This is a genomic window from Streptomyces sp. NPDC057654, from assembly GCF_042800135.1.
Lineage (GTDB): Bacteria > Actinomycetota > Actinomycetes > Streptomycetales > Streptomycetaceae > Streptomyces.
In genome coordinates this window covers 1-13,693 of the sequence record NZ_JBHVHQ010000138.1, presented here as the reverse complement: position 1 = coordinate 13,693, position 13,693 = coordinate 1, and the positions used below count along the sequence as shown (strand labels likewise).

Annotated in this window: 12 protein-coding genes and 2 pseudogenes; 11 read left to right on the top strand and 3 right to left on the bottom strand. The window is 68.8% G+C overall.

The genetic code is table 11. The features are described from left to right. Positions 1-189: 189 nt before the first annotated feature. Positions 190-1,458 carry a hypothetical protein gene (locus ACFU99_RS13810; RefSeq protein WP_384390475.1) on the bottom strand — a complete coding sequence of 423 codons (1,269 nt, stop codon included), beginning with the start codon at positions 1,456-1,458 and terminating at the stop codon, positions 190-192. Between the two features lie 217 nt (positions 1,459-1,675). Between ACFU99_RS13810 and ACFU99_RS13805 the strand changes: the two genes are divergently transcribed. Then, positions 1,676-2,938, top strand: a complete 1,263-nt coding sequence (locus tag ACFU99_RS13805) for a hypothetical protein (RefSeq protein ID WP_384390472.1) — start codon at positions 1,676-1,678, stop codon at positions 2,936-2,938. Between the two features lie 35 nt (positions 2,939-2,973). Here the strand turns inward: ACFU99_RS13805 and ACFU99_RS13800 are convergent, their stop codons facing one another. Then, positions 2,974-3,945, bottom strand: coding sequence for a helix-turn-helix domain-containing protein (locus ACFU99_RS13800; protein ID WP_384390470.1), 972 nt, complete (start codon positions 3,943-3,945; stop codon positions 2,974-2,976). A 302-nt stretch (positions 3,946-4,247) separates the two neighbouring features. Between ACFU99_RS13800 and ACFU99_RS13795 the strand changes: the two genes are divergently transcribed. From ACFU99_RS13795 to ACFU99_RS13785, 3 genes are all read left to right on the top strand, one after another. Beyond that, positions 4,248-5,675, top strand: a complete 1,428-nt coding sequence (locus ACFU99_RS13795; protein WP_384390466.1) for an FAD-dependent oxidoreductase — start codon at positions 4,248-4,250, stop codon at positions 5,673-5,675. Further along, complete coding sequence (locus ACFU99_RS13790; protein WP_384390464.1) at positions 5,672-6,037, top strand: nuclear transport factor 2 family protein; 366 nt, start codon at positions 5,672-5,674, stop codon at positions 6,035-6,037. Before ACFU99_RS13795 ends, ACFU99_RS13790 begins: the two co-directional genes overlap by 4 nt. A 383-nt stretch (positions 6,038-6,420) precedes the next feature. After that, a complete protein-coding gene (locus ACFU99_RS13785; RefSeq protein ID WP_384390461.1) occupies positions 6,421-7,119 on the top strand; it encodes a TMEM175 family protein in 699 nt (232 codons plus the stop codon). A 340-nt stretch (positions 7,120-7,459) separates the two neighbouring features. Here ACFU99_RS13785 and ACFU99_RS13780 read toward each other — a convergent pair whose 3' ends face one another. Then, positions 7,460-8,026, bottom strand: coding sequence for a TetR/AcrR family transcriptional regulator (locus ACFU99_RS13780; RefSeq protein WP_384390458.1), 567 nt, complete (start codon positions 8,024-8,026; stop codon positions 7,460-7,462). 117 nt (positions 8,027-8,143) lie between these two features. Here ACFU99_RS13780 and ACFU99_RS13775 point away from each other — a divergent pair, with 117 nt between their 5' ends. The 7 genes and pseudogenes from ACFU99_RS13775 to ACFU99_RS13745 all read left to right on the top strand — a co-directional run. Beyond that, positions 8,144-9,076: an NADP-dependent oxidoreductase gene (locus ACFU99_RS13775; RefSeq protein ID WP_384390455.1), complete on the top strand. Its 933-nt coding sequence runs from the start codon at positions 8,144-8,146 to the stop codon at positions 9,074-9,076. A gap of 53 nt (positions 9,077-9,129) precedes the next feature. Then, complete coding sequence (locus ACFU99_RS13770) at positions 9,130-10,200, top strand: saccharopine dehydrogenase NADP-binding domain-containing protein (RefSeq protein WP_384390453.1); 1,071 nt, start codon at positions 9,130-9,132, stop codon at positions 10,198-10,200. Between the two features lie 45 nt (positions 10,201-10,245). Next, positions 10,246-10,536: pseudogene (locus ACFU99_RS13765) on the top strand (IS481 family transposase); the annotation flags it as partial. 243 nt (positions 10,537-10,779) lie between these two features. Beyond that, a complete protein-coding gene (locus ACFU99_RS13760; protein ID WP_384390478.1) occupies positions 10,780-12,015 on the top strand; it encodes a wax ester/triacylglycerol synthase domain-containing protein in 1,236 nt (411 codons plus the stop codon). Positions 12,016-12,321: 306 nt separating this feature from the next. Continuing rightward, positions 12,322-12,639, top strand: a complete 318-nt coding sequence (locus tag ACFU99_RS13755) for a hypothetical protein (protein WP_384390451.1) — start codon at positions 12,322-12,324, stop codon at positions 12,637-12,639. Beyond that, positions 12,636-13,433: an SDR family NAD(P)-dependent oxidoreductase gene (locus ACFU99_RS13750; RefSeq protein ID WP_384390448.1), complete on the top strand. Its 798-nt coding sequence runs from the start codon at positions 12,636-12,638 to the stop codon at positions 13,431-13,433. Before ACFU99_RS13755 ends, ACFU99_RS13750 begins: the two co-directional genes overlap by 4 nt. 9 nt (positions 13,434-13,442) lie before the next feature. Then, positions 13,443-13,693 (top strand): annotated as a pseudogene (locus ACFU99_RS13745) (hypothetical protein); the annotation flags it as partial.

Below are 13,693 nucleotides of genomic sequence, written 5' to 3'. Positions count from 1 at the left end.
ACTACCAACAGACCAAAAATCTCCTGGTGTCGTATTCGCCGAAGAAACTGGGCTTCTTCTAGAGGCAGAAAAAGGGCGCCTGACCAGGTCATTTACCTGTCAGGCGCCCTCAAGGAACGCGGAGGGCCCCGCACGAGACCGGGAGGCCCGGGGATTCACGTGCCGTGGCCGCTCACGGGGTGTGGGTTGTCAGACTCCGGTCAGGGTGTACGTACCCGTACCGTCCGGCCTGCCGCTGGAGTACTGGCGGATGAACTCGCCGTCCGCGTACCGGTCGTGGCCCATCATGGAGCCGGTGTACTTGTTCTGCACACCGATCTGTGAGCTGCCGGGGACGTCGCGGTAGATGTAGAACCGCTGGAGGTCGTCCTCCGCGCACTGGGCCGTCTGTAGAACCGCGCGTTCAGTGGCCGCGTTCTCCTCGGGGACGGTCAGGCACCACTGGCTGCGGTGGTTGACGAGGGTGGCCTCGATGACGCCGTTGTGCTCCACCTTGTTGCACAGCGACCACTGATCAAGGTCTCCGCTGAAGATCGTCGAGGGCCGCAGGCGAACACCGTCGGCCGCCAGGAGGGGCGCGGTCCAGTACAGCGACCTGCCGGGTACACCGATCTTGTAGAAGCCGGGGTCACAGGTGAGGCCCTGCGCCGAGCGGGCGACGGCCGCGCTCCCGGCCGTCTTCTTCGCCACGGCCTTCTCCGCCACGGCCTTCTCGGCCGCATCCCTGGCGGCGGTCTTCTTGGCGGCGTCGGCCTTCGCCGACGGCACCGGACCGGCCTCGTGCTGCGCCGTGGCGGTGGCGGAGCCGCAGTCGAGCAGTTCCTGCGCCTTGGCCATGATGCTGTTGGCGGGCACCTTGTCCTGGCAGCGGACCGCGCCTTCTTCGAGGGCGGTGTAGGTGGTGAAGCTGCCGCTGCCGGGCCCCTCGACCCACTTCAACGCCCAATTGCCGTCGCCCTGTTGGACGCGGTTGCAGTTGAGGCTGCCGTACGTTCCGGTCACCTTCTTGGTGCCCTTGTAGACGCCGTAGTAGCCGGGCCGTTGAAAATTCCACGTGACCGAGTTCGACTCGCTGCTGGTGCTGGTGTAGTTGACCTGAACGTTCAGGCCCAGGCTCGCGCCGACGGTGCCGAGGGTCTCGACGGCGAAGCTGCCCTGGACGTTGCCGTTGAGGCCGACGGAGACCGAGATGGTGGTCTGAACGCTGGTGGTGACGTTCTGGGAGCCGCTTGTGCCCTCGGTGACGTACCAGCCCTTGAAGTGGGTGATCGCCGGGGAGACTTCGGTCGTCTTGATGTACGGGTGGCGGGTGCCGAGGTCGGCCGCAGTGCAGACGTCTCCGGGCTTGACCTGCGCGGTGGCGGCGGACTCGGCAGGTGCGGCCGAGGCCGGTGAGGCGGCGAGGCCGACGGTGGCTACGGCGGCCGAGGCGGCACAGGCCGTGAACGCTCTGCCCATGCGGCTGACAGGTCTTATGGGGCGCATCGTTGCCCTTTCCCCGTGATCGTGTGTGTCCGGTCAAGGGGGAACGTAGCCGCCACGGAAGTGACGGCGAGAGCCCAGAACTGGCCAGAAGTGATCACAGAAGGTCTTGTTTCGCCCCTGGCGCGCACGGGCGCCGGACCGGTTCCATCCCCAACGGACCCGTACGCCACCGATTCAGGGAGACCCCCCTTTGAAACACGTCAGACGGCTGCTCGCGGCGTCGGCCTCGCTCGCCTTGCTCACTATGCTCCTCGCGCTGGGCGCCTCACCGGCGGCCGCCGCATCACCGAAGGCGCCCCCGCAAGGTCATGGCGCCTGCACCGCCGCCGCCCCCGGCTCCGAACTCGCGCGCCGGGGCGCGGCATGGGCCTGCACCGAGGAGCGGCCCCTCACCGGCCAGGATCTGGACCGTATCCGCGCACACCTCGTCACGCCCCGGGACGCCGTCGGTGACCCCGACGCCGGCCCGGAAGCCCTGTGCGCCTCCACCGAACACCAGGACGTCGTCGCCAACCGGCACGCCTACTGCGCGCGGCACGGCATTGTGTACGCGCTCGTGGACGACGAGGGCAAGGTGACCGGAACCGCCACACTCCTGGTCACCGCCAGGTCCTTGCTGGATCCCAACAGCGTGAAGTGGGACGAGAGCATCACCGTCTACTCGTATGACTTCTCCAACATCAAGAGTGTGAAACTCGCTCTGTCCTCGTCGTGCACCGCGTGCATACCGGGGCCGCCCGCCTGGGGCGGCGGCAGCATCACACTGGGCGCGCACGAGGAGGACAACACCGGGCACCTCTCCTACGAGACCACGACCCGAGGCGGCGCCGAGCGCTCGCGCAGCCAGATCGCCTACCAGAGCCAGACGGAGAGCGCCGACGCGCTGTTCCCCATCATCAGCTACGGGCAGTGGGCGGGCCCCTCGGTGGCCTGTGACGGGAAGGTCGGCAACGGCCCCGGCTGCATCGCCACCGACAGCCTGGCCAGGGTGACCCTCAGCAGGTCCGTCTATAGGGGCGCAGCGGTGGCCTACGAATGGGCGCAGAACAACCTGAGCGGCAACAACGCCATGGGCACCGCGAAAAGACCGCTCACGCGTGACGCCGACGAGAAGAGGTCGGACAGCAGGCGTTACTACAGTTGCAAGGCTCCCCCCAGGCCGTTTGTGGCGAACCCCACCGTCGTGGGCGACGAATGCGACGAGTACCCCTTTGCCAGGACCAGACAGGGCGGCACGCTCGGCGACCTGTGCGCGGAGATCATCCCCCGCGAGGTGGGCGGCGTGTGGAGCGTGGACAACGTTGAGGTCGTACGCGACTCCGGCGTCGCGCCCTGCATCAGGGGCCATGTCAACTCGGGCGACAACCAGAACGCGGGACGGTCCGTGGGCCGTCAGGTCCAGTCCGAGCGCATCCTCGACGGCGAGGCGTACCAGGTGGTCATCACCCCCTAGACGCGACGGCATCGCGCCTGAACGCCCTCCGCGGGCTACCGGCCCGCGGTGGGAGTCTCGGCGAATCGCTTCTTGTACGCCTTGACGAAATGGCTGCTGTCGGCGAAGTGCCAGCGGGCGGCGATTTCGGAGACGGTGAGGCGTGTCGAGAGCAGCTCTGCCCTGGCGCGTTCGAGTCGGCGTTCGCGGACGTATCCCATGACCGATGACGTGCCCTCTTGGCCGAATGCGCGGTAGAGGGTGCGGACGGACACGTTCAGGGCTGCCGCGATCCCTCCGGGGTCGAGGTCGGGGTCGGCGAGCAGCCGGGCCTCTATGTGGTCCATCGCCGTCCTGAGGAGGGCGGGTGCGAACTCCGCGTCGTCGATGACCTGGTCGTTCATCAGTCCTCTGAACAGCTCCAGGGTCGCGTTGCGGGCGGCCCCGGCCGCGGCGGCACCGAGTCCGTCCGCCAGTTCCGTCCAGAGACGGAGGTGGGCGAGCAGAAGGGCCGCGGCGGGTGACGCCTGTTCCGTGGTGACCGCCCGCGTGTTCTTCGGGAAGCGGATCTCGCTCGCGGGAAGGACCAGGGTGATCGCCCGGGTGCCCCGGGCGACCTCGAAGTCCCAGAGGTCCTCGTTCCTTCGTACGCACAGCATTCCGGCCGCCGCCGTGGCTCGCTGCCCCTTCGTGGCGAAGCGCCACTCACCGCTGAGCGTCACGCTGGTCACGATCCGGTCCTCCAGGTGCCCGTCCGGGCCCCCGGTGCCGCCTGCGACCGCGTCGCTGTACTGGTCCTCCAGGAAGAGGTCGAGCAGGTTCTGCTTCCAGATGCGGGCGCGGTACGTCCCTTCGCTGTGCCGCGGCAGCCGCATGGGCGGAGCCGGCACCGACTCGCCCCCCTGGCGCTGCCACTCCCTGAGCAGCGCACGGTTCCGGTTCTCGTTCGCATACGGCACGGTGACGTCGACCACGGGCGTGGAAGGGTTCCCGATCCGCCAAGAAGGCACGCCGGCTTCGGTGCTCATCCGGATCAAGGTACTCCTCCCCCTGGTCACCGCCCTGTCCGGGCTTCCCGTGCGGCCCTGGGTGGCACGGAAGTACAACGCACGGGGCCGACTGGTACAAGCCGTCGGCGTCCGGGCCTTGTGATCATGATCGGGCGCCTCTTCGCCTCTTCGCCTCCTCGCCACCTCGCCTCCTCGGCACGAGCGGGTTCTCTCCTCCGGAACGAGCAGATTTCGACGGGCCTTCGGGGCACTGGTTCCGACCGCCTGGGCGCTGATCCGCCTGCCCAGGTCTGTTTTTCACTCACCAACTGGAGTATTCGGTGTCCGAATCCGTGGAGACTCTCTTCGAGAGTCTGGTTGGCGCTGAGCCGCCGCACGACGTACCCGTTCTGTTCGACACGGCGTGCGTGATGGGCGGGAGCATCGCGGGGCTCCTCGCGGCACGGGTGCTCTCCGACCGCGCGCGCGAGGTCGTCATCGTCGAGCCGGACGACATAGCGGCGGAGACCGGGCCACGCTCCGGGGTGCCCCAGGACCAGCAGGTGCACACCCTGCTGCCCGCCGGCCGGCGGTGGATCGAGCGGTGGCTTCCCGGCGTCACCCAGGAGGCGCAGGACCGGGGCGCGTCGCTCTGCGGACCCGACAAGACGCTCGTCACCTACGACGGCGTCCGGATGGCGCCGGACGGCGCGGACCATCATCTCCTCGCGGTCGGGCGTCCTTTGCTCGAAGCGCTCGTCCGGTCCCGGGTCACCGGCCTCCCCAATGTCTCGGTCCTGCGTGCGCGGGCAATCGGATTGCGGTACGGCGACGGCGCCGTCGTCGGCGTGCACGTTGCCGGACCCGGGACGGGAGGTCGGGGAGAGCGGGCGGAGAAGGTCCTCGCGGCGGATTTCGTCGTGGACGCGATGGGGCGCTCCAGCAGGCTGTCGAACTGGCTCCGGCAGGACGGTTACGACCAGCCCCGGCTCGAACGGCTGGAAGCCCCGGTCAACTACGCGACCGCCCTGTTCGAGCGCTCGAAGAAGTTCGCGGAACTGGAAGCGGGGACCGTACTGCAACAGTTCACCCCGCGGTACCCGTCGGGCGGAGTGTCCATCGCGGCGGCGAACGCGGTCGAAGAGCAGCAGTGGCTCGTCATGCTGACGGGATTCGGCGACAACCGGCCCGGCAGGACGATCGACGAGTTCCGCGCGAACCGCGCCGAACTGGCCGCGGTCTTCAAGGAGGCCACCAGCGGCGCCGTCACCCGCGAGGTGATGACGTACCACCAGGCGGAGAGCAGGCGGCGCCATTTCACCGGGGCCGGCCGCCTGCCGGCGCGTCTGGTCGGCGCGGGAGACGCCGTGGCGTCCTTCAACCCGGTGTACGGCCAGGGGATGAGCTCTGCGGCTCTGCACGCCTCCTGCTTGGCCTCCTACTTCGACTGCCTCGACGGCGGCGCCGACCTCGATGCGCCGGCCACGGAGTTCTTCCGTCTACAGGAGGTGGTCGTCGACGCGGCCTGGGCCGTGTCCGCGGGAGGTGACGCCGCCCGCATCGACGCCGAGAACGGTACCGAGGCGCCGGAGGAAGTGCGGCAGCGGCGCCGGGCCATGGAGCAGATCGTCGGCGCCGCCCTCGTCGACGCGGATGTGTCGCGGGCATTCAACAACGTCTCCTACATGCTGCGTCACCCCGGCACGCTGTTCGCTCCAGAACTCCTGGAAAAGGCGGCGGCCACCGCCGGAGGAGCTGTCGCGAAATGACGGACACCGTGATCGACCGGTACATCGGTCTGTCGGACCGGGCGGTGCACGACGCTTCCGCGCTCGAAGAACTGCTGGATCTGTTCGCCCCTGACACGATCGTCCGAATAGGTCCGGAATCAGTCCGTGGCCGTGAGGCCATCGCTGCTTTCTATCGCACCCACTTCGCCGCCTTCGCCGAATCCCGGCATTACTGGAACACAACGGTGCTCGAAGACGGGACATTGCGGGCCGATTGGGCAGCCGCGTCCCGTATGGCGGATGGACGGCTCATGACCGTAGCCGGGGTGGAGCACGCACAGCTCGACGGCGACGGCCTCATCGCCGACCTGCGCAATGATTTCACCCGTCTTCCCGGCTGAGACGTCGCTCCAGTTGGCGAGTCCGCGGTAGTTGATCAGTCTGGCGGCTATGACGGTGAAAGCGAGGAATTGCTCGGGCTTGCCCTCGTAGCGTCGGCGACGGGGGCGACAGCAGCAGCGACAGCCGGAGAGCCGGATTCCCCAAAGGCTCACCAAGAACTCGCCAAAGACTGACCATGAGCGACCAATTGATAATCCGAGCGCCCAAATCACCCACGCCTCGACGAATACCCCCATGCTTATAGGGCAGCGGCTGCGGGCCATTTCGACTGCTCACTGTCGCCATGGGTAGAGTCCGCGCAGTTCGTTGAAACGTCCATGACCAGCAGAGTCCGATAGCGACGGCAGGCGCGGCTGGCACGACAAGGGAAAGGTGCAAACACATGAGCAGCAGTGGCGTCATCGACGGGGCCGGAACGGGACAAGGCGGTCCGGGAGAGCCGTCGATTCCCGCGACGGACAGGATCGAGGGGGGTGTCTCAGGGGAGCGGCTGGTGCTGTTCACCGACGCGGTGACCGCGATCTCCATCACCCTGCTGATCCTGCCGCTGGTGGACCTCGTCCCCGAGGTCGCGTCCGCCCACGAGGGCGCCAGCAAGGTGATCACCGGTCACCTCAACCAGATCTGGAGCTTCCTGCTCAGCTTCGCGGTCATCGCGAACATCTGGCAGGAGCACCACCGGACCTTCTCGACGGTCACCACGGCCACCCGTTCCCTGACGATGTGGAACATGGGGTGGCTGCTGTCGGTCGTCGTGCTCCCCCTCCCGACGGAGATGATCGGCGCCTTCGGCCTCGACCGGTTCGTGGCGGCGTTCTACTACACGATGCTCCTGGGCAGCATGGTGTGCCGCATGGCCATGCTGAAGATCCTGAAGAGCAACCCGGGGATGGTCGAGGGCGACGGCGAAGAGACCCGCCGGAGGACCGCGCTTCTGTACACCGACAGCTACATCAACGTCATCGCCGTGATCGTCGCGTTCGCCATCGCCGTCGCCGTACCGGTGTTGCAGTACTACAGCCTTCTGCTGCTGGTCCTGGCGGGGCGGATGCGCTTCCTGGGCCGGCGCCGCTCGCGCTGATCACTGGAACGGCCAGTGCCCGGGTATCCGCCTGACCCCCGGGGCATCTGCCCCGCGACTCGGGGATGCGGCGACCCCTGGGCACACACCGGGGCCGGTCAGGAGGGCCAGGCAGGAGGGCCGGGCAGGACACCACCTGCCCGGCCCCACTGCTACCCGCGCCTCGGTCCACATCAGGTCGGCATGCTTCAGCGGCTCACCCGGCCAAGGCGGACAGCCGCCCTCCGCCCCACCCGACGGCGGAGGCGCGTCAGCGGCAGCGGTCGAGCCGGAACGCGGGTCAGCGGCAGCGGTTGAGGCGGAACACGGTTCAGCGGCAGCGGTCGAGCCGGAACGCGGTTCAGCCGCCGGCGGCCAGGGCTCGCAGTCGGTCCAGCGTCTCGCGAATGACGTCTTGCAAATCCTGCTCGTCGGTGGCGGCGACCCATCGCGAGAAGGCGACGCGGAACACGGCGATGCCGGTCTCGGCGGCCAGGCCGGCCTCGATGTCGTCGATGCCCCGCTGTCGCAACCTGTAGGCCAAGGCGGCCGACAGTGACGTGAGCTTGATCAACTCGCGTTCACGGAGATCGGCGTTGGCCATGATCACGGTCTGTCGCTTCCGCGCGAGGTCACGGTCGCCACCCACCATCTGGGCCACGGTGTCGAGTACGGCCGCGACAGCGTCCAGCGCCGACGTCGTGGCCGGCAGCCCCTCAAGAGCAGCCAGGGACTTCTCTTCCAGGGCGGAGGAACCGTCGAAGAGAACCTCGCGTTTATCGGCGAAATGCCGGAAGAACGTGCGGGCGGTGACGCCTGCCCGCTCGGCTATGTCCGCCACCATCGTCTGCTCGAAGCCGCGCTCCAGATAGAGCGACAGCGCGGCCTCGCGCAGCCGGTCACCGGCCCCAGGCTTCCACCGTCCCATGCCGAGAGTGTAGGTGACGTCACCTCGTGACACCCTGCCCCGCCCATGGCGATGTCAGCTAGTGACATCACCATGATAATGTGATGTCATTCGATGACATCACTTGCGGAGGCACCGATGAAGCGCATCCAGTACCACCAGTACGGCGGACCCGAAGTCATGCGTCTGGAGGATTTCGAGCCGACTCGTCCCGGCGCCGGCGAGGTTCTGGTCCGCGTACGGGCAGCCGCGGCCAATCCGATGGACTGGGGTATCCGCAGCGGCGCCATGAAGATGGTGACGGGCCGGAAGTTCCCGCGCGCGCTGGGCTACGACTTCGCGGGCGTCGTCGAGGCGGTCGGCGAGGGCGTCACCCGGCTCGCCGTCGGCGACGAAGTGCTCGGCGGGGCGTCGATCAACGCGTCGGGCGCTTTCGCCGAGATGGTCGTGGCCGCGGAGAAAGGGGTGGTGAAGAAGCCCGCGAACCTCTCCTTCGAGGAAGCCGCCGCCATCCCGACCGTTGGCCTCACCGCACTCCAAGCCGTGCTCAGGAAGGGAAAGCTGCGGCCCGGGCAAGCGGTCTTCATCAACGGCTGCCTCGGTGGAGTCGGCCGAGCCGCCGCGCAGATCGCGCTGGCGCACGGCGCCTCAGCGGGAGGCAGCTGCCGCGCCACCGCCACACACGACGCGCGCGCCCTCGGTCTCGACCCGATCGTCGAATTCGGCTTCGACCCGATGACGCTCAGCGGCCGATTCGACCTCGTCATCGACACTGCCGACACGCTCCCGGCCGGCGCGGCGAAGAAGATGCTGAAGCCAGGCGGACGCATCGTCAGCATCCACCCCACACCCGCGAACATCGCGAAGAGCGCGCTCCCAGGCCCGTACAACGTCTTGATCACCAGACCCGTCACGGCGGACCTCGACGAGGTCGCGTGCGCCGCCGGACGCGGCACACTGCGGGTGCCGATCGCCCGCACGGTGCCGCTCACCGAGGCCATCAAGGCGCTCACCGAACTCGAACGCGACGGCACGCCCAAGGGCGGCAAGCTCATCATCACGACCGCCTGACCTCACATCCGCCCCTTTCTCCGGCCTTTCCCGCCAAGACAGGAGCTTTTCGAATGACCGCACAGATCTGGGTGCTCGGCGGCACAGGGCGCAGCGGCCGCACCGTCGCAGCACAGCTCGCCCGGCGGGGCCTGACAGCCGTCCTCGTCGGGCGGGACGCGAACCGCCTGCGCGCCGCGGCACAGCAGACCGGCAGCGAAACACTGCCGGCCCCTTCCCTCGCAGCCGCCGCCGCGCAAATCCGGCAGCACCGCCCCGCCGTAGTCATCAACACGGTCGGACCGTTCACCACGACGGCCCCGGAGATCATCGACGCCTGCCGCGCCGCCGGCAGCCACTACATCGACCTGGCCAACGATGTCGCGGCGCTCTCCGCCGCGTACGAGATGCACGACGCGGCCGCCCAGGCGGGCCAGACGGTGGTCACCGGTGCCGGGTTCGGCGTGACCGCCACCGAGAGCGTCGTAGTGAAGCTGTGCAAGGGCCGCCCCACGCCGCTTCGGGTCCGGGTCGACATGGTGCCCTCGATCGCGATGGAGGAAGGCACCGCCGGTGAAGCCTTGATCGGCACCCTTCTGGGCAATCTCCATGGCCGTCGGATCACCGACGGTCACCTGGCGCCCGCCCGGATCTTCGGCGACGCGGAACACCTCACCCTGCCGGACGGCTCGCAGGTCACCACCGCGAGCATGCCGTCGGGCGAACTGCTCGCGGCTCACCGAGCGAGCGGTGCCCGCCATGTACTCTCGGCGACCAGCGAAGCACCGTCCTCGCCCCTGATCCGGGCGATGATGCCCGCCCTGAGCACCCTCATGCGATGGCGGCCGCTGCGCTCGTTCACTACACGCCGCCTCGCCCGGGTACGCGTCGAAGCGAAGGAGCGTCCGCGCGAGCACTCCTGGGGACACGCCGTCGTGACCTGGACGGACGGCGAGACCCGAGAGGGCTGGCTGCGCCTGGGCGACGCGCAGGAGTACACCGGAGCAGTACCCGCAGAGATAGCCCGACGACTGCTGGCCGGTGAGGGCCGACCCGGCGCATACACCCCGGCCGCCCTCTTCGGCCCCGCCCTCGCCGAATCGTGCGGCGCCGCGTATCTGCTGCCTCAGCGCGACCTACGGTGACTCGCCACCGACGCTTCCCGATACGCCGGATTGTCGGTTGCCACCACCGCTCCCCACCACACCCCGGCCGATGTCGAGACCCACATCTGCGACCTGCGGCGCGAGCGAAAGCCCGGCCCGCCCTGGATCGGCTCGATCCTGGTACGGCCCGCCTCGACCGTCCATCGCGTCCTGACCCGGCATAGCCTGAACCGTCTGCGGTGAATGGACCGACCTACCGGCCAGGTCATCCGCCGCTACGAGCGATCACGACCCGGCGAACTGGTCCACGTCGGCATCGTCCACCAGCGCACCCGTCCCTGCCGCCCGCCTGGCTCAGGAGGCTTCCATGTTTTGCCGTTTTCCTGCTTCCGGGGGCCCGGCTCGTCTTCCTACCGTTGGAAGGGAGCAGGTCTCAGGGCTGGCGAGAGATCGGTAGCCCTCGGGTGTCAGCAACCGCAAACGTACGGATCCGCAGAACACGGCGGACCCGAAGAGCGTCAGGTGTCACGGCCCACACTCGATGGCCGTCGCCGGCAGGCTTCTGGCCGAACAGGCGTGGGTCCTGTTGCTATCGGGGAGTCGACAGCGGAGGACAGCATGGCTGTTCGGTATCGCCGCCCGTTTCCGCTCGATGTGATCATCATGCGTTCCGCTCCGGCACTGCGTATCGGTGCCGTTCTCCATTTCACCGGCGTCTGCCCGCCCGTGGAGGAATTGCGGACGCACCTCGCCAAGCACTTGGCCCTGGTCCCCGCCCTGTCTGCGGGCCTCGTCGGAACGGGCATGGCCGCGCGCTGGCAGCAGATGCCCGTCAACGTCGCCGAGCACGTCCGCCGGAGCCCGCTGCCCGTCGGCGGGGAGGTCGAGGAGGCGGTATGCGCCCTTGAGGAGGAGGCGTTCCCTTCCGGCGGCCCCCAATGGGACATGACACTGCTGACGGGCTACGAGCCGGGGCGGTACGCGATCGTGTACCGGGTCAATCACGGCCTACAGGACATGGGCGGAGTCGCGTACACCCTGGAGAGCCTCTTCAGTACACCCCCCGTACCGGCCGCGAACTCGTCCGCGGTCGTCCACGCTCTCGGCAACCGGCCGCGGCCTTCCCTGCGTCATCTGGCCCAGGCCGGCGCCCTGTTGGCCCGCTCCGCGACCAGTTCCGGCTGGCCGCTCCCCGGGAATCCGCGTTCCGGGGCGCGGACCTTCCGCCGGGCGGCTGTCCCTACGGACCTTCTGCGGGCGATCTCCCGGCCGTACGGGGGCAGCGCCAACGACGCCTACGTCGCCGCCATGGCCCGCGCCACAGCGACGTGGACGTGCACGCACCTCCCCCACACCGGTTCGCCCGGCCTGCCGCTGACCGTAGGGGTCAACATCCGGCGGCCTGACGAAGCCGACGCCCCGGGCAACTACGTGGTCGGAGCGCGCCTGGCCGTCCCGGGACACGTGACAACCGAGCAGTGCCTGCGGACAACGGTCGCGGCCACCGCGCTGCTGAAGCCGCCGCCGCGCCGCGAAGCCCTCCGCCGTCTGACGTGGGCGGTGCCGTACCGGATCCTGCACAAGCTCATCCCGCTGCTGCTCACCACCGACCACGGCGATGTCGTGTGCTCCAGCTTCGCCCTGCGCCGGCCACTGCAATGGCAGGGGGACCCCGTGGTTGCGGCAGAGCCCCTGACAACCCTCCCCGCCGGCATCCCGGTCGCGGCCCTTCTGCTCGCCTACCAGGGACGCTCCTCGGTGCACTTCGTCACCGACCCCGCGCTGCCGGGCATGGACATGCTGCACCGTCACTGGCTGCGGGCAGTCCACGAACAGGCCTGCCAGCCCGTCTGAGCGGGGGGATGCTGCGGATACTGCCTCATACAGGAAGTCGGGCCGCTCCAGGCTGGGGTGGATTCGTCGGTGAGGCGGCCATGAGGTCGGAGACCCTGACGGGGGCCGGTCAGGCGGCGCTGGGCCCGGTGGCGGCGGTGAGTTCGCGTACGCCTGGTACGCGGAGGGGGCGGCGGGAGCACAGATCGGTGAGGGCTCGTCGGATCGACGGGCGGTCGCGGGCCTCGCCCAATCATGCCTCCAGGTTATCGCCGCATTCGCAATGGATCTTGGACTCCTGTGCCATAGGAGGCGCACTATCGAGGCATGATCAACCACACGATGATTGTTTCGTTCCACGACGAGATCCCCGACACCGAGCTGGATCAGTACCTGAAAGACATCGAACAGGTCATGAGGGACTCCGGGACCATCCAGACCTTCCATGCGAAGCGGCACATCCGCGTCCCGGCCGACGACCACAGCCCGGTGTTCGTGGCCAGTGCCGTGGTGCAGCTCGGTCTCGCCGATGTGGACGCGTTGAACGCCTCGTTCGCCGCGCCGGGAGCGGTGGAACTCATCAAGCGCTGGCAGGCCAGGTATCCGTACCGGGTGGTCTGGGTCAACCACGAGGCGCTGGCATGAGCGGCTTCGAAGGCGCCGGCTTCGAAGGCAGCGGTTTCGAAGGCAGCGGTTTCGAAGGCAAGGCCGGTCTGGTCACCGGGGCCGGGAGCGGTATCGGCCGGGCGAGTGCGATCAGGTTCGCCCGGCGCGGCGCCGCCGTCGGGGTGCTCGACATCGATGTGCGCGCCGCCGACGAGACCGTGGAACTGATCGAGACGGCGGGCGGCACGGCGAAGGCGATCGCTGTGGACATCGGCGACGAGCCGTCCGTGCGCGCGGGCGTCGCCGCCGTGGCGGATGCCTTCGGCGGCCTCGATTTCGCGGTGAACAACGCGGGCCTTCAGTCCACCGGCCGGGAACTGACCGGCATGACGCTGGACGAATGGGAGCACGTACTGCGGGTGAACCTGACCGGCGCCTTCCTGTGCCTGCGGGCCGAACTGCCCGAGTTGCGCCGCCGGGGCGGCGGGGCGATCGTCAACGTCGCCTCCAACGGGGGCCTGTACGCCATTCCGAACGCGCCCGCCTATGTGGCGAGCAAGCACGGCGTCGTCGGGCTGACCAAGGTGGCCGCTGTCGACTACGCGCCGGACGGCATCCGGGTGAACGCCGTCTGTCCGGCGCTGACCAGGACCGCCATGTACGAGACCGTCGCCGCGGGCACCGATCTGACCGCCCGGCAGGAGGCGGTGACCCCGCTGGGCCGGCTGGCCGATCCCGAGGAGGTCGCGGCGGCCGCGGTCTGGCTCTGCTCGCCGGAAGCCTCCTACGTGACCGGAACCGCCCTGTCCGTCGACGGCGGCCGACGAGCCTGAGGAGGACCCATGGACCGTGTCATCGCCGTGGAGGAACACATCGCCACCGAGGCGTTCCTGCGGACCGCGCACCGGCTCGACGTCCTGGCGGGCGACCGGGCCGAGATCGGCTTGATGCGCACGACAACGCTTCCCCGTTCCTGGCCGGGCGCCGGTTCGCGCGACGCTGACGGCCGGGGGTTGCCCGACGCGGTCTCGCCCATGGTTCCGGTCCGGCGAGCGCCCCGAATCCTCTGGTGTCGTACTCGCCTGTCGTACGC